The sequence below is a fragment of the Uruburuella testudinis genome (genome assembly GCF_022870865.1).
Classification (GTDB): domain Bacteria; phylum Pseudomonadota; class Gammaproteobacteria; order Burkholderiales; family Neisseriaceae; genus Neisseria; species Neisseria testudinis.
On sequence record NZ_CP091508.1, the window covers coordinates 250,140 to 265,812 of the forward strand.

Below are 15,673 nucleotides of genomic sequence, written 5' to 3' on the forward strand. Positions count from 1 at the left end.
CATCATGGCACATGTAAAAGATTTACACGCCGCCGCCCAACGTATTTTGGGCGAAAAGGCCGGCAAAGTGATTTTGGCGTTTGAGGAAGTAACTGTAGAATGCGCTGCTGCTGATTATTCCGAAATCATGACCACCTTGCGCGACCATCCGGAGCTGCATTTCGAATTGCTGACGGATTTGTGCGGCGTGGATTACAGTGAATATAAAAACGAGCCGTGGCAGGGCAAGCGCTTTGCCGCCGTCAGCCAATTGCTGTCACTGAAAAATAATCAACGCATCCGTGTGCGCGTGTGGGCGGATGACGATGATTTTCCGGTGGTGGATTCGGTGACCGGCATCTACAACAGCGCCGACTGGTATGAGCGCGAGGCGTTCGACCTCTACGGCATCATGTTCAACGGCCACCCCGACTTGCGCCGCATTTTGACCGATTATGGTTTTATCGGTCATCCGTTCCGCAAAGATTTTCCGATTTCCGGCCATGTGGAAATGCGTTACGACGAAGCCGAAGGCCGTGTGATTTACCAACCTGTAACCATCGAACCGCGCGAAATTACGCCGCGTATCGTCCGCGAGGAGCACTACGGTGGCCAATAAATTAAGAAACTACACCATCAACTTCGGCCCGCAGCATCCGGCGGCGCACGGCGTATTGCGCATGGTTTTGGAGCTTGACGGCGAAACCATCGTCCGCGCCGACCCGCATATCGGCCTGCTGCACCGGGGCACTGAAAAGCTGGCCGAAACGCGCACTTATTTGCAGGCTCTGCCTTATATGGATCGTTTGGACTATGTGTCTATGATGGTCAACGAGCAGGCTTACTGCTTGGCAGTGGAAAAGCTGGCCGGTATCGAAGTGCCGGTTCGCGCCCAATATATCCGCGTGATGTTTGCCGAAGTGACCCGCATCTTGAACCATTTGATGAGCGTGGGTTCGCATGCACTTGACATTGGTGCGATGACGGCGATTCTGTATGCGTTCCGCGACCGTGAAGAGCTGATGGATTTGTATGAAGCCGTATCCGGCGCACGCATGCATGCCGCTTATTTCAGACCGGGCGGCGTGTATCGCGATTTGCCCGACTTTATGCCGAAGTATGAAAGCAGCAAATTCCGCAATGCCAAAGTGCTCAAACAGCTTAACGAAGCGCGTGAAGGCACCATGCTTGATTTTATCGACACATTCTGCGCGCGTTTCCCTTCCCGTATCGATGAATTGGAAACACTGCTGACCGACAACCGCATTTGGAAGCAGCGTACCGTGGGTATCGGTGTGGTCAGCCCTGAGCGAGCCATGCAAAAAGGCTTTACCGGTGTCATGCTGCGTGGTTCGGGCATCGAGTGGGATATGCGCAAAACGCAGCCTTACGATGCTTATGCCCAAGTGGATTTCGATATTCCCGTCGGCGTAAACGGCGATTGTTATGACCGTTACCTCTGCCGTGTAAACGAAATGCGCCAATCCACCGAAATCATCAAGCAGTGTGTGCAATGGCTCAGAGCCAATCCTGGCCCGGTAATTGTGGAAAACCACAAAGTCGCACCGCCCAAGCGCACCGAGATGAAGATGGGCATGGAAGATTTAATCCATCATTTCAAATTGTTTACCGAAGGCATGCATGTGCCGGAAGGCGAAACCTATACCGCAGTCGAACACCCGAAAGGTGAGTTTGGCATTTACATGATTTCAGACGGCGCCAACAAGCCTTACCGTCTGAAAATCCGTGCACCGGGCTTTGCTCATCTGCAAGGTATGGATGAAATGGCACGCGGCCACATGCTGGCCGACGTAGTAGCCATCATCGGTACGCAAGACATCGTATTCGGAGAGGTAGACCGATAATGTTATCCACTGAATCTTTACAAAAAATCGACGTCGAGCTGGCAAAATATCCGGCCGACCAACGCCGCTCCGCCATCATGGCCGCATTGCGCATTGCGCAAGTGGAAAAAGGCTGGCTGGCGCCGGAAACCATCGAATATGTGGCCGAATATGTCGGTATCGCACCGGCAGCTGCGTATGAAGTGGCCACTTTTTACAATATGTATGACCTGCACCCTGTGGGTAAATACAAACTCACCGTCTGCACCAATCTGCCCTGCGCCCTGCGCGGCGGTGTGAGTGCGGCCGAATACCTGAAGAAAAAACTCGGTATCGGATTTGGTGAAACCACTTCAGACGGCCTCTACACTTTAGTTGAAGGTGAATGTATGGGGGCTTGCGGCGATGCGCCGGTGATGCTGGTCAATAACCATAAAATGTGCAGCTTCATGACTGAAGACGCGATTGAGCAGAAATTAGCGGAGTTGAACTGATGGCGATTTTTCAATCCGGTGTCATTTTTGACCAAGTAGACACGCACAATCCCGATTGCTGGCATCTTGATGCTTATCAGGCGCGCGGCGGTTATCAGGCATTGCGTAAAATTTTAACGGAAAAATTGTCGCAAGATGATGTGATTGCCGAGGTCAAAGCCTCGGGTTTGCGCGGGCGCGGCGGTGCGGGCTTTCCCACCGGCTTGAAGTGGAGCTTTATGCCCCGCTCGTTTCCCGGTGCGAAATATGTGGTGTGCAACACCGATGAGGGCGAACCGGGCACATTCAAAGACCGCGACATCATCGATTTTAATCCGCATTCGCTGATTGAAGGCATGATTATCGCCGGTTATGCTATGGGCGCAGAAGCAGGCTATAACTATATCCACGGCGAGATTTTCGAAGGCTACGAGCGTTTCGAAGCCGCTTTGGCCGAAGCCCGTGAGGCGGGCTTTCTGGGTAAAAATATTATGGGCAGCGAGTTCTCGTTTGAGCTGTTTGCCGCCCACGGTTACGGCGCCTACATCTGCGGTGAAGAAACCGCGCTGTTGGAATCGCTGGAAGGCAAAAAAGGCCAGCCGCGCTTCAAACCGCCGTTCCCCGCCTCATACGGCCTCTATGGCAAACCCACCACCATCAACAACACCGAAACCTTCGCTTCGGTGCCGTTTATCATTCGCGACAGCGGCAAGGCTTTTGCCGATCAAGGCATTGAAAATGCCGGCGGCACCAAACTGTTTTCGATTTCCGGCCATGTTGAGCGCCCGGGCAATTATGAAGTGCCGTTGGGCACACCGTTTGCCAAATTGCTGGAAATGGCCGGCGGCATGAAAGATGGCAAAAAGCTCAAAGCGGTGATTCCGGGCGGCTCTTCTGCGCCGGTATTGCCTGCCGATGTCATGATGTCACTGAACATGGATTACGACTCCATTGCCAAAGCGGGCTCCATGCTCGGTTCGGGCGCGATTATCGTGATGGATGAAGATGTGTGCATGGTTAAAGCGCTGGAGCGTTTGTCTTATTTCTATTTTGAAGAGTCTTGCGGCCAATGTACGCCCTGCCGTGAGGGCACCGGCTGGCTTTACCGCGTGGTGCACCGCATCGCAGAAGGCAAAGGCCGGCCGGAAGATTTAGACTTGCTCGATTCGGTCGGCAATAATATGGCCGGGCGCACGATTTGCGCATTGGCCGATGCCGCCGTTTTCCCGGTGCGCAGCTTTACCAAGCATTTCCGCCATGAGTTTGAACATTATATCGAGCACGGCAAGCCGGCTAAGGCGCACAAGTGGTGCTGAAAGTTGGCGGATAGCCTGGCTATCCCGCGTTCAGGCCGTCTGAAATAGAGACGGTTGGAAAAATCCCTAAATCTGGAACATAACCATGTTACAAATTGAAATTGACGGTAAACAGTTATCCGTGGAGCAGGGTGCGACAGTGATGGAGGCCGCCCATCAGGTCGGCACCTATATCCCGCATTTCTGCTATCACAAAAAATTGTCCATCGCCGCAAACTGCCGGATGTGTTTGGTGGAAGTGGAAAAAGCTCCCAAACCGCTGCCGGCTTGTGCAACGCCGGTTACAGACGGCATGGTGGTGCATACCCATTCGCCCAAAGCCAAGCAGGCGCAACAGGGCGTGATGGAATTTTTACTCATCAACCATCCGCTGGATTGCCCGATTTGCGACCAAGGCGGCGAATGCCAGCTGCAAGATTTGGCTGTGGGTTACGGCAACAGCGCCAGCCGCTATCAGGAAGAAAAACGTTCGGTAACCGGTAAAGACATGGGGCCGCTGGTATCGGCAGCCGAAATGAGCCGCTGTATCCACTGCACCCGCTGTGTGCGCTTTACCGAAGAAATTGCCGGCGTGCAGGAAATCGCCATGGCCAACCGCGGTGAGTTTTCTGAAATTATGCCGTTTATCGGTAAAGCGGTAGAAACCGAGCTGTCGGGCAATGTGATTGATTTATGCCCAGTCGGTGCGCTCACCAGCAAGCCGTTCCGTTATGATGCCCGCTCGTGGGAATTGAGCCGCCGTAAAACCATTTCGGCACATGATGCGCTGGGTGCCAACCTGATTGTGCAAACCAAAGACCATACCGTGCGCCGCGTGTTGCCGTTGGAAAATGAAAGCATTAATGAATGCTGGATTGCCGACCGCGACCGCTTTGCCTATGAGGGGCTGTATCATGAAAGCCGTCTGAAAACACCGAAAATCAAACACGGCGGCGAATGGCGGGATGTCGATTGGCAAACGGCGATCGAATATGTGCGCCATACGCTCGAATGTATCGGCAAAGAAGACGGCAAAGAGCAAATCGGTGTGTGGGCCAACCCGATGAATACCGTAGAAGAGCTGTATCTGGCGAAAAAACTGGCCGACGGTTTGGGCATCAAACATTTTGCCACCCGCCTGCAACAACAGGACAAACGCCTTTCAGACGGCCTTAAAGGTGCGCAATGGCTGGGGCAGAGCATAGAAGATTTCGGCAACAATGATGCTGTATTAGTGGTCGGTGCCAATTTGCGTAAAGAGCAGCCGCTGCTGACCGCCCGCCTGCGCCGTGCCGCCAAAAGCGGTACCGCCCTGAGCATTGTGGCCAGCAGTAAAGAAACACTGCATATGCCGCTGTTTGAGCGGGAAGTGCTGCATCCGAACGATTGGGCGGCTTTCTTGAACGGCTGGGCGCAAGATACACAAAGCGCTGTGGCCGACAGCTTGAAACAGGCTGAAAAGGCTGCGGTTGTGTTGGGGGCGGAAGCGCAAAACCACCCGGAATATGCAGCCATTTATGCGGCGGCACAGGCGTTGGCAGCAGCTACCGGCGCGGTATTGGGCATTCTGCCGCAGGCGGCCAACAGTGTTGGTGCGGATGTGTTGGCGGTCGATTCGGGCGACAGCATACCGGAAATGCTGGCGGCACCGAAAAAAGCCGTCTTGTTGTTTAATGTCGAGCCGGATATCGATGTGGCTGATGGCGCCCGGGCGGTGGCCGCACTCAAGCAGGCGCAAAGTGTGATGGCATTCACGCCGTTTGTGAGCGAGACGTTGTTGGACGTATGCGATGTTTTGCTGCCGGTGGCGCCATTCACGGAAACTTCGGGCAGCCTGATTAATATGGAAGGCCGTCTGCAATCGTTCCACGGGGTGGTTAAAGGCTTGGGTGATTCCCGCCCCTTATGGAAAGTATTGCGCGTGTTGGGCAATGTGTTTTCACTGGCCGGCTTTGAATATGAAAGCAGCGAGCAAGTGTTGAAAGATGCTGTCCACACGGAAACTTTACCGGCCAAGCTGAATAATGCTGCCGATTGGCAAGGACAAAGCGTTCAGACGGCCTCGACATTATGGCGAGTGGGCGGTGTCGGTATTTATCACAGCGATGCCATTGCCCGCCGTTCTGCACCGTTGCAGGCAACCGGCCACGCCGCCGTGCCTGCGGCACGTGTGCACCCGCAGACATTGGCTGCGTTGGGTTTGGCTGATGGTGATGTTGCGCGTGCCAAACAGGGCGGTAGTGCCGTTAATGTGAACGTGGTTGCCGATGAGCATCTGCCTGAAAACGTGGTGTATCTGCCGCTGCATACTGAAAATGCCGCGTTGGGTGCGTTGATGAACACTATTGAGCTGGTGCGGGGTTAATCATGCAAGAATGGTTCCAAGCCTTACTGGGTAATGAAATCGGCCTGATTGTTTCAATTGTGCTGAAAATCGTGCTGATTTTGGCGCCGCTGATTATTACAGTGGCCTACCTGACTTATTTCGAACGTAAGGTAATCGGTTTTATGCAGCTGCGCGTCGGCCCCAATGTAACCGGCCCGTTCGGCCTGATTCAGCCGTTTGCCGACGTGTTGAAGCTGCTGTTTAAAGAGGTTACCCGCCCGTCTGCTTCCAACAAAGCATTGTTTTATATCGGCCCGATGTTGTCGCTGGCACCGGCTTTTGCCGCTTGGGCGGTGATTCCGTTTAGTGAAAACTGGTTGCTGACCAATGTGAATGCGGGGTTGCTGTATATTTTGATGATTACTTCATTGTCGGTATACGGTGTGATTATTGCCGGCTGGGCATCTAACTCGAAGTATGCGTTTTTAGGTGCGATGCGTTCTTCTGCACAAACCATTTCTTACGAAATCGCCATGGGCGCAGCTTTGGTCGGGGTGGTGATGGTGTCGGGCAGCATGAATTTTCACGATATTGTGGCGGCGCAAAGTGTCGGCATTGCCGGCGGATCGGTTTTTTCATGGAACTGGCTGCCGTTGTTCCCATTGTTTATCGTGTATCTGATTTCTGCTGTGGCAGAAACCAACCGTGCCCCGTTTGACGTGGCCGAAGGTGAATCTGAGATTGTTGCCGGCTTCCATGTGGAATACTCCGGCTTTGCTTTCGCGCTGTTTTTCCTGGCCGAATATATTTTCATGATTTTGATTGCCGCGCTGACCGCACTGATGTTTTTGGGCGGCTGGCTGTCGCCGTTCCCCCAAAGCTGGGGATTTATCGGTGCACCGAGTGCGGTTTGGATGTTTATCAAAATGGCCATGGTGCTCTACGGTTATCTGTGGATTCGCGCCACTTTCCCGCGCTACCGCTATGACCAAATCATGCGTTTGGGCTGGAAAATCTTGATTCCGGTAGGCTTCGCCTGCATCGTATTGCTCGGCTTATGGATGATTTCACCCTTGTCCCTGTGGCAATAAGGGAGGAGAAACAAAATGACAAATTTAGTAAAAACCTTTTTGCTGGGTGAGTTGGTGAAGGGCATGGGTGTTACGCTCAAAAACTTTTTTGCCCGCAAAGAAACCATTTATTTTCCCGAAGAAAAAACCCCGCAATCCGTGCGTTTCCGCGGTTTGCATGCGCAGCGCCGCTATCCTAACGGTGAAGAGCGCTGCATCGCCTGCAAGCTTTGTGAAGCGGTATGCCCCGCGTTGGCCATCAATATCGAATCGGAACAGCGTGAAGACGGCACCCGCCGGACCACCCGTTACGATATTGACCTGACCAAGTGTATTTTCTGCGGTTTTTGTGAGGAAGCCTGCCCGGTAGATGCCATTGTGGAAACGCATATTCTGGAATACCACGGCGAAAAACGCGGTGATCTGTATTACACCAAACCGATGCTGCTGGCCATCGGCGATCGCTATGAAAGCGAAATCGCCAAGCGCAAAGCGGCAGATGCACCGTACCGGTAAGGAGCGGAATAATGACGTTTTCTTTGATTTTATTTTATATATTGGCGGCCATTGTGTTGTTTGGTGCGCTGAAAACCGTAACGGCTAAAAACCCGGTTCATGCGGCCTTGTATCTGGTGCTGACATTCTGTATCAGCGCCATGATTTGGATGCTGATGCAGGCTGAATTTCTCGGCATTGTGTTGGTGGTGGTGTATGTGGGCGCGGTGATGGTGTTGTTCCTGTTTGTGGTGATGATGCTCAATATCGACGTGGAAGAAATGCGTGCCGGTTTTTGGCGCCATGCACCGGTGGCCGGTGTGGTAGGCGTGTTGATGGCGGTGGCGCTGATTTTGATTTTGGTAAACCCGAAAACCAATCTGGCAGCTTTCGGCCCGATGCAGGATATTCCTGCCGATTACAGCAATATCCGCGATTTGGGTAGCCAGATTTATACCACTTATCTGCTGCCGTTTGAATTGGCGGCTGTGCTGTTGTTGCTGGGTATGGTAGCGGCCATTGCGCTGGTGCACCGTAAAACTTATAACCCGCGCCGCATCAATCCGGCTGATCAAGTTAAAGTGAACCCCAACGAAGGCCGTTTGCGTATGGTGAAAATGAAAGCTGTGGTACAGCAGCCGTCTGAAAACGAAACCTCTTCAGACGGCCAACAGGAAGGAGAGGGCAAAGCATGATTACCATAACGCATTATTTGGTGTTGGCTGCGCTTTTATTCGGTATCAGTGCGATGGGGATTTTCATGAATCGCAAAAACGTGCTGATTTTATTGATGTCGATTGAATTGATGCTGTTGGCGGTTAACTTCAACTTCATCGCTTTTTCTCAATATTTGAGCGATACTGCCGGTCAGATTTTCGTCTTTTTCGTATTGACGGTGGCTGCCGCGGAATCTGCGATTGGTTTGGCGATTATGGTATTGGTGTTCCGCAACCGCAGCACCATCAATGTGGCCGACTTGGACAGCCTTAAAGGTTAATCGGGAGAATAAGAATAATGGATAATATGAGCTTATATCTGACCATTGCCTTGGCGCCTTTGGCCGGCTCGCTGCTGGCAGGCCTGTTCGGCAAACAGATCGGCAGGGCCGGTGCACATAACGTAACGATTTTAAGCGTGGCCGTGTCGGCCGTCTTGTCGGCGTGGGTGTTGTATGGCTTTATTAACGGCACCCGCAGCCGCTATGATGAAAACGTATACACTTGGCTGACCATGGGCGGGCTGGATTTTTCTGTAGGCTTTTTGGTTGACAGCCTGACTGCCATGATGATGGTGGTGGTAACCAGCGTATCGTTGATGGTGCACATTTACACCATCGGCTATATGCATGGTGAGAGCGGTTACCAGCGCTTTTTCAGCTATATTTCACTGTTTACCTTTTCTATGCTGATGTTGGTGATGAGCAATAACTTCATCCAACTCTTTTTCGGTTGGGAAGCGGTGGGCTTGGTGTCTTATCTGTTGATCGGTTTCTATTACCAGCGCCCGACTGCCACTTTTGCCAATCTGAAGGCGTTTTTGGTTAACCGTGTCGGTGATTTCGGCTTTTTGCTCGGTATCGGTTTGGTTTTGGCATATTTCGGCGGCAGTCTGCATTATGCAGATGTGTTTGCGTATCTGCCAAATGTGCAAAATGCGACCATCGCGCTTTTCCCGGGCGTGGAATGGTCGTTGTTGACGGTAACCTGCTTGTTGCTGTTTGTTGGCGCGATGGGTAAATCGGCACAATTTCCGTTGCACGTATGGCTGCCCGATTCCATGGAAGGCCCGACACCGATTTCAGCGTTGATTCACGCGGCTACAATGGTTACTGCCGGCTTGTTTATGGTGTCGCGTATGTCGCCGATGTATGAGCTGAGCACGACTGCATTGAGCGTAATTATGGTAATCGGTGCCATTACGGCGCTGTTTATGGGCTTTTTGGGCACCATCCAAAACGATATTAAACGGGTGGTGGCGTATTCGACTTTGTCGCAATTAGGCTATATGACCGTGGCGTTGGGTGCTTCCGCTTATTCAATCGCTATGTTTCATGTGATGACACACGCCTTCTTTAAAGCGCTGCTGTTTTTGGCTGCCGGCAGTGCCATTATGGGTATGCACCATGATCAAGACATGCGCCATATGGGTAATCTGAAAAAATATATGCCGATTACCTGGATAACCATGTTGCTCGGCAGCCTGTCGTTGATCGGTACGCCGTTTTTTGCCGGCTTCTATTCTAAAGATTCGATTATCGAGGCCGCGCACGCCAGCACTTTACCGGGCAGCGGGTTTGCTTATTTTGCCGTGTTGGCCAGCGTGTTTGTTACCGCGTTTTATGCTTTCCGCCAATATTTTATGGTATTCCACGGCAAGGAAAAATGGCGCGAACTGCCCGAACATCATGATGAACATCACGATACCGAGCATCATCACGGTTTGGGCAAAAACGACAATCCGCATGAAAGCCCGTGGGTGGTAACTTTGCCATTGATTCTGCTGGCTATTCCGTCTGTGATTATCGGCTATATCGCGATTGAACCGATGTTATACGGCGATTTCTTTAAAGATGTGATTTTTGTCGATGCTCAAGCACATCCGACCATGGCGCTGCTGCAAGAAGAATTTCACGGCCCGATGGCGATGGTGATGCACAGCCTGCATACGCCGGTATTATATTTGGCTATTGCCGGGGTGCTGTGTGCCTGGGTGCTGTATGTAAAAGCCCCGCATCTGCCTGCAAAAATTGCCGCTACGTTCAGCCCGATCTACAAGCTGCTGGATAATAAATATTACCTCGATACCCTTTATTACAATGTTTTTGCCAAAGGTTCGCGGGCATTAGGCACCTTCTTTTGGAAGGCAATTGATACGGCGATTATCGATAACGGTATCGTTAATGGTGTGGCCAAATTGGTCGGCATGATTGCTGCGCAAGTGCGCAAGATGCAAACCGGCTTTATTTATACCTATGCCGCAGCCATGGTGTTCGGTGTGCTGGTGCTGGTGGGTATGACGTTCTGGCGCCTGTTTGCCGGGTAATGTGGGAATTCAATCTTAAGAATATCAGGTTATGAATATGTTAGATAACTTACTCAGTTTGGCCGTTTGGGTGCCGATAGTCGCCGGCGTGCTGGTGCTCGCCACCGGCTCGGACAACCGCGCGGGTATTGCCCGGGTATTGGCCTTTATCGGTGCCTTGGCGGCTTTTTTGGTCACGTTGCCTTTATTTACAGGGTTTGACCGTTTGAACGGCGGCTATCAATTTACCGAGTTTCACAGCTGGATTCCCGCGCTCAATATCAACTACGCGTTGGGTGTTGACGGGATTTCGGTGCTGTTTGTGATTCTGAACAGCTTTATCACCCTGATGGTGGTGATGGCCGGCTGGCAGGTGATTCAGAAGCGCCCGGCACAATATATGGCTGCATTCCTGATTATGTCGGGTTTGATTAACGGCGCATTCTCAGCCATGGATTCGATTCTGTTTTATGTGTTTTTTGAGGGCATGCTGATTCCGCTGTATCTGATTATCGGTATGTGGGGCGGCCCCCGCCGGGTATATGCTTCGGTCAAGCTGTTTCTCTATACGCTGCTCGGCTCGTTGTTGATGTTGGTGGCGCTGATTTACCTGTCTTACCAAAGCGGTGGCAGCTTTTCGATTGTGGATTTTCAAAATATCAAACAGATTCCGTTGGGTGTACAGCAATTGCTGTTTGTTGCCTTTTTCTTGTCGTTTGCGGTCAAGGTACCGATGTGGCCGGTGCATACCTGGCTGCCTGATGCCCACGTTGAAGCACCCACAGGCGGTTCGATGGTATTGGCGGCGATTACGCTTAAGGTCGGTGCTTACGGTTTTCTGCGCTTCATTCTGCCGATTTTGCCCGATGCCTCACGTTATTTTGCGCCGGCCATTATTGTGTTGAGCCTGATTGCGGTCATTTATATCGGCATGGTGGCCTTGGTGCAGACCGATATGAAAAAACTGGTGGCATATTCTTCAATCAGCCATATGGGTTTTGTTACATTGGGCATGTTTTTGTTTAGTGGCGGCTACTTGAATGATTGGGCGCTGAAAGGTGCCATTATCCAAATGATTTCCCATGGCTTTGTGTCGGCCGCGATGTTTATGTGCATCGGCGTGATGTATGACCGTTTGCACAGCCGTAATATTGCCGATTATGGCGGCGTGGTTAATGTGATGCCGAAGTTTGCGGCGTTTATGATGCTTTTCGGTATGGCCAATGCAGGTCTGCCAGCCACCTCGGGCTTCGTCGGCGAATTTATGGTGATTATGGGGGCGGTGGAAGTGAATTTCTGGATAGGTGCATTGGCTGCGCTGACTTTGATTTATGGCGCTTCCTACACCTTGTGGATGTATAAACGGGTGATTTTCGGTGCGATTACCAACCCCGAAGTTGAAAAAATGCAAGACATCAATTGTCGCGAATTTGCCATTTTGGCGATTTTGGCGGTGGCAGTGTTGGGCATGGGTTTGTATCCGCAAGCCTTTATCGGTGTGGTACATCAAGCCGCTAATGACTTGATTGCCCAAGTGGCACAAAGCAAAATTTGAGGTGTGTGAATGAACTGGACAGATTTGAACTTAATCCCCGCCATGCCTGAAATCGTTTTGCTTTCGGCGCTCGGCATCATTTTGCTGGTGGATTTATGGACCAGCGATGAAAAGCGTTATCTTACCCATGTGCTGACTTTACTGGCATTGGTGGCTACCGCCGCAACCCAATGGGCGGTATGGTCGCCCAACAGCGTGGCCACGTTTAGCGGCATGTATATTGCAGACGGTATGTCGCAGTTGTCAAAAATGGTGATGTATGCCGGCTTGTTTGCCCTGTTGGTTTACAGTAAACCTTATAACCAAGCGCGCAATATTTTCAAGGGTGAGTTTTATACCTTGTCGCTGTTTGCCTTAAGCGGCATGAGTGTGATGGTGAGTGCGGGTCACTTTCTGACGGCTTATATCGGGTTGGAGCTGCTGTCGCTGTCGCTGTATGCCATGATTGCCTTACGGCGCGACTCTGCTTATGCGGCCGAAGCGGCATTGAAATATTTCGTGCTCGGTGCCTTGGCTTCCGGCCTCTTGCTGTATGGTATTTCCATGATCTACGGTGCTACCGGGTCATTGGAATTCGCTTCTGTGCTGGCCAGTGCTTATGATGGTCAGGCCAACGAATGGCTGTTGAAGCTGGGCTTGGTGTTTATTGTGGTGGCGGTGGCCTTTAAATTGGGTGCAGTACCGTTTCATATGTGGGTACCCGATGTTTATCAGGGTGCGCCTACCTCGGTAGCGGCCTTTGTGGGCACTTTGCCGAAAATTGCCGCCGTGGTGTTTGCCTTCCGTATTTTGGTGACCGGCTTGGGCACGACTGCCGCCGATTGGGCGCCGATGCTGGCTATTTTGGCCGTTGTGTCGTTGTTGGTCGGTAATCTGGCAGCGATTATGCAGACCAATATCAAGCGGATGCTGGCTTACTCCACCATTTCCCATATGGGCTTTATTCTGCTTGCCTTTATGGCCGGCGCCATCGGCTTTACCGCCGGTTTGTATTACGCCATTGCTTATGTGGTTATGGGCTTGGCAGGCTTCGGCGTGTTGATGCTGCTCTCGAATGAAGCTTATGAGTGCGAGGAAATCAGCGATTTGGCCGGTTTAAACCAGCGCCATGCTTGGTATGCGTTTCTGATGCTGCTGGTGATGTTTTCAATGGCGGGCATTCCGCCGCTGATGGGCTTTTATGCTAAGTTTGCCGTGATTAAGGCCTTATTGTCGCAAGGCTATGTGTGGCTTTCTGTGTTTGCGGTGGTGATGTCGCTTGTTGGTGCATTTTATTACCTGCGCGTGGTTAAAGTAATGTATTTCGATCAAGCGCTCAGCGACCACCGCATCGGCAGCAGCATGGCGGCGAAAGTGTTTTTATCGGTAAATGCACTGTTGCTACTGGTATGGGGCGTGATGCCGCAAACCGTGATGGACTGGTGCTTGAAAGCGTTGCAACATACTTTGTAAGCATACAGAAACAAAAATAGCAGCCCTAAGGCTGCTATTTTTGTTAAGATAACGTGCCGATATTTTTCAGACGGCCTGGCTTCGGCAGAAGCAGAGAAGCTCTATCGGACGGTTTTATCCTGCTTGATGTTTGCTTGCCCATGCATAAAAATAATCCAACGGCGTTGGCTTGCCAGCTCTCTTCGAGCACAGGGAACCCACGCAGTCAGGTTGTTTTCGCATATGCATCCGAGGCCGTCTGAAAATAACCGAAAGTTTATTTATGACCACACCTATGTATATTTTGTTGCTGTTGGCGCTGATATTTGCCAATGCCCCGTTTCTGACCAACCGCCTGCTCGGTATATTCCGGCTGGCGCATAAACATTTCGGCCATCATTTGCTTGAACTGTTTGTCGGTTTCGGCATCATGGCGGGGCTGGCCTATTTACTTGAATCACGGGCGGGCAGTGTGCATCATCAAGACTGGGAATTTTATGTGACCGTGGCCTGCCTGTATCTGATTTTTGCCTTTCCCGCCTTTGTATGGCGTTATTTCTGGCGCAGCAAACACCATCAGTAAAGGCCGTCTGAAAGCGGTTTAAAAAATCAATGCAGCAGGGTTGTTTTTGAATGAGCAGAAAACCATTTGGATGAAAGCGGCCGTAGAGGCCGTCTGAAACGGATCAATGCGATGCAAAAAATAATTGAAAATCTGGCTCGGGCAGGGTTGTTGGTGGTAAAAGTCGGTTCCAGCCTGGTTACCGCCGAGGGGCAGGGCATAGATCAGGCCGCGCTCGGGCGCTGGGCGGCACAAATTGCCGCTTTAAAAGCGCAGGGCACACAAGTGATTTTTGTGTCCAGCGGCGCGATTGCCGAAGGCATCAAGCGTTTGGGCTGGCTCCGGCGCCCGAGGGCACTCAATGAATTGCAGGCCGCCGCCGCAGTGGGGCAGATGGGCATTGCGCAAGCTTATGAAAATGCATTTGCGCCGCACAACATCCACACCGCCCAAATTTTGCTGACACACGAAGATTTGAGCAACCGCACCCGCTATCTCAATGCCCGCAGCACCTTGCGCACCCTGCTTGAGAAAGGCATCGTGCCGATTATCAATGAAAACGACACGGTAACCACCGATGAAATCAAATTGGGCGACAACGACACCTTGGGCGCGTTGGTAACCAATCTGGTCGAAGCCGATGCCCTGATTATCCTGACCGACCAGCAAGGCCTGTATGACAGCGATCCGCGCAAAAACCCGCAGGCGCAGCTGATCGCCCGGATTTCTGCCGAGCACCCCGATTTGGAAAGCATGGCCGGCGGCGCAGGCAGCAGCGTGGGCACCGGCGGCATGTATACCAAAGTATTGGCGGCCAAGCGTGCAGCCTTGAGCGGCGCCGCCACCGTGGTTGCCAGCGGCCGCGAACCGGATGTGCTGGTGCGGCTGAAGCAGGGCGAGTCTGTCGGCACATTGTTTACTTCGGCACACAGCCGCATCAATGCCCGCAAGCAATGGTTGCTCGGCCATGTGCAGCTGTGCGGCAGTCTGATGGTAGACGAGGGTGCCGCCCAGGCCATTGTTGACAAGCATGCCAGCCTGCTGCCGGTGGGTTGTGTGCGCGTCAACGGCCATTTCCACCGGGGCGAGCTGGTGGCGGTGCTCAACAGTGAAGGGCGCGAAATCGCCCGCGGCCTGATTAACTACAGCAGCAGCGATGTCGGCAAAATCCTTCAAACCCCTTCCGCCGGCATTGCCGCCAAACTCGGCTATGTAATTGAAAAAGAACTGATTCACCGCGACAATATGGCACTGCATTGGTAGGCAGCCTGAAAATCGGTTCAGGCCGTCTGAAACCGATGGTGAAATCACTGGGTGTTCTGACCATTTGATTTACGGGTGTATTTTGCCCCTGAAAACACATCTGCTGTGTTAAAAAAGCCTCGCAAGATACCCAATCTTGCTGCGCTTTTTACCCGGCATCTGCATTCCCAGAGACAAAAATTCCTCATCAACCACGTCGGGACACCCTAAAATACCCATTCACAAAAATAACCTAGCTGCGTTGGCTCTAACCCTACTGCCCTCGGCCAGCCTTGTGCGCTTACTTTTTTGAATGGGTATAAGGCATCATTTGTCAAACTGTCATCCGCATTCAAAACCGTTAATTCGTTGATTTATCA

General features: G+C 52.0%; 14 protein-coding genes. All 14 read left to right on the top strand.

Annotated features, from left to right (window positions below; translation table 11 throughout):
• The first annotated feature begins 4 nt into the window (after positions 1-4).
• On the top strand, positions 5-598 hold the full coding sequence (locus LVJ83_RS01105) for an NADH-quinone oxidoreductase subunit C (RefSeq protein ID WP_244785479.1): 594 nt from the start codon (positions 5-7) through the stop codon (positions 596-598).
• Positions 588-1,844, top strand: a complete 1,257-nt coding sequence (nuoD, locus tag LVJ83_RS01110; protein ID WP_244785482.1) for an NADH dehydrogenase (quinone) subunit D — start codon at positions 588-590, stop codon at positions 1,842-1,844. Before LVJ83_RS01105 ends, nuoD begins: the two co-directional genes overlap by 11 nt.
• Complete coding sequence (nuoE, locus tag LVJ83_RS01115) at positions 1,844-2,317, top strand: NADH-quinone oxidoreductase subunit NuoE (RefSeq protein WP_244785484.1); 474 nt, start codon at positions 1,844-1,846, stop codon at positions 2,315-2,317. Before nuoD ends, nuoE begins: the two co-directional genes overlap by 1 nt.
• On the top strand, positions 2,317-3,612 hold the full coding sequence (gene nuoF / locus LVJ83_RS01120) for an NADH-quinone oxidoreductase subunit NuoF (RefSeq protein WP_244785486.1): 1,296 nt from the start codon (positions 2,317-2,319) through the stop codon (positions 3,610-3,612). The genes nuoE and nuoF overlap by 1 nt, the downstream gene beginning before the upstream one ends.
• An 85-nt stretch (positions 3,613-3,697) precedes the next feature.
• On the top strand, positions 3,698-5,956 hold the full coding sequence (gene nuoG / locus LVJ83_RS01125; RefSeq protein WP_244785488.1) for an NADH-quinone oxidoreductase subunit NuoG: 2,259 nt from the start codon (positions 3,698-3,700) through the stop codon (positions 5,954-5,956).
• 2 nt (positions 5,957-5,958) lie between these two features.
• Complete coding sequence (nuoH, locus tag LVJ83_RS01130) at positions 5,959-7,008, top strand: NADH-quinone oxidoreductase subunit NuoH (RefSeq protein WP_244785490.1); 1,050 nt, start codon at positions 5,959-5,961, stop codon at positions 7,006-7,008.
• A gap of 15 nt (positions 7,009-7,023) precedes the next feature.
• Entirely contained in the window at positions 7,024-7,503 is a 480-nt protein-coding gene (gene nuoI, locus LVJ83_RS01135; RefSeq protein WP_244785492.1) for an NADH-quinone oxidoreductase subunit NuoI, read from the top strand.
• An 11-nt stretch (positions 7,504-7,514) separates the two neighbouring features.
• Positions 7,515-8,177: an NADH-quinone oxidoreductase subunit J gene (locus LVJ83_RS01140; protein ID WP_244785494.1), complete on the top strand. Its 663-nt coding sequence runs from the start codon at positions 7,515-7,517 to the stop codon at positions 8,175-8,177.
• Positions 8,174-8,479: an NADH-quinone oxidoreductase subunit NuoK gene (nuoK, locus tag LVJ83_RS01145; protein ID WP_244785496.1), complete on the top strand. Its 306-nt coding sequence runs from the start codon at positions 8,174-8,176 to the stop codon at positions 8,477-8,479. The genes LVJ83_RS01140 and nuoK overlap by 4 nt, the downstream gene beginning before the upstream one ends.
• A gap of 17 nt (positions 8,480-8,496) precedes the next feature.
• Positions 8,497-10,524 carry an NADH-quinone oxidoreductase subunit L gene (nuoL, locus tag LVJ83_RS01150; protein WP_244785498.1) on the top strand — a complete coding sequence of 676 codons (2,028 nt, stop codon included), beginning with the start codon at positions 8,497-8,499 and terminating at the stop codon, positions 10,522-10,524.
• Positions 10,525-10,561: 37 nt separating this feature from the next.
• Positions 10,562-12,058 carry an NADH-quinone oxidoreductase subunit M gene (locus LVJ83_RS01155; protein ID WP_244785500.1) on the top strand — a complete coding sequence of 499 codons (1,497 nt, stop codon included), beginning with the start codon at positions 10,562-10,564 and terminating at the stop codon, positions 12,056-12,058.
• A gap of 9 nt (positions 12,059-12,067) precedes the next feature.
• Positions 12,068-13,510, top strand: a complete 1,443-nt coding sequence (gene nuoN, locus LVJ83_RS01160; protein WP_244785502.1) for an NADH-quinone oxidoreductase subunit NuoN — start codon at positions 12,068-12,070, stop codon at positions 13,508-13,510.
• A 262-nt stretch (positions 13,511-13,772) separates the two neighbouring features.
• Positions 13,773-14,072, top strand: coding sequence for a DUF2818 family protein (locus tag LVJ83_RS01165; protein WP_244785504.1), 300 nt, complete (start codon positions 13,773-13,775; stop codon positions 14,070-14,072).
• Between the two features lie 111 nt (positions 14,073-14,183).
• Positions 14,184-15,314 carry a glutamate 5-kinase gene (gene proB, locus LVJ83_RS01170; protein WP_244785506.1) on the top strand — a complete coding sequence of 377 codons (1,131 nt, stop codon included), beginning with the start codon at positions 14,184-14,186 and terminating at the stop codon, positions 15,312-15,314.
• Positions 15,315-15,673 lie beyond the last annotated feature (359 nt).

Excerpts from the sequence above, each read along its gene's own strand:
- LVJ83_RS01165 (WP_244785504.1), top strand. The coding sequence starts at position 13,773 with ATGACCACACCTATGTATATTTTGTTGCTGTTGGCGCTGATATTTGCC.
- nuoI (WP_244785492.1), top strand. The coding sequence starts at position 7,024 with ATGACAAATTTAGTAAAAACCTTTTTGCTGGGTGAGTTGGTGAAGGGC.
- nuoK (WP_244785496.1), top strand. The coding sequence starts at position 8,174 with ATGATTACCATAACGCATTATTTGGTGTTGGCTGCGCTTTTATTCGGT.
- nuoH (WP_244785490.1), top strand. The coding sequence starts at position 5,959 with ATGCAAGAATGGTTCCAAGCCTTACTGGGTAATGAAATCGGCCTGATT.
- LVJ83_RS01105 (WP_244785479.1), top strand. The coding sequence starts at position 5 with ATGGCACATGTAAAAGATTTACACGCCGCCGCCCAACGTATTTTGGGC.
- nuoF (WP_244785486.1), top strand. The coding sequence starts at position 2,317 with ATGGCGATTTTTCAATCCGGTGTCATTTTTGACCAAGTAGACACGCAC.
- nuoE (WP_244785484.1), top strand. The coding sequence starts at position 1,844 with ATGTTATCCACTGAATCTTTACAAAAAATCGACGTCGAGCTGGCAAAA.
- LVJ83_RS01155 (WP_244785500.1), top strand. The coding sequence starts at position 10,562 with ATGTTAGATAACTTACTCAGTTTGGCCGTTTGGGTGCCGATAGTCGCC.
- proB (WP_244785506.1), top strand. The coding sequence starts at position 14,184 with ATGCAAAAAATAATTGAAAATCTGGCTCGGGCAGGGTTGTTGGTGGTA.
- nuoL (WP_244785498.1), top strand. The coding sequence starts at position 8,497 with ATGGATAATATGAGCTTATATCTGACCATTGCCTTGGCGCCTTTGGCC.
- LVJ83_RS01140 (WP_244785494.1), top strand. The coding sequence starts at position 7,515 with ATGACGTTTTCTTTGATTTTATTTTATATATTGGCGGCCATTGTGTTG.
- nuoN (WP_244785502.1), top strand. The coding sequence starts at position 12,068 with ATGAACTGGACAGATTTGAACTTAATCCCCGCCATGCCTGAAATCGTT.
- nuoG (WP_244785488.1), top strand. The coding sequence starts at position 3,698 with ATGTTACAAATTGAAATTGACGGTAAACAGTTATCCGTGGAGCAGGGT.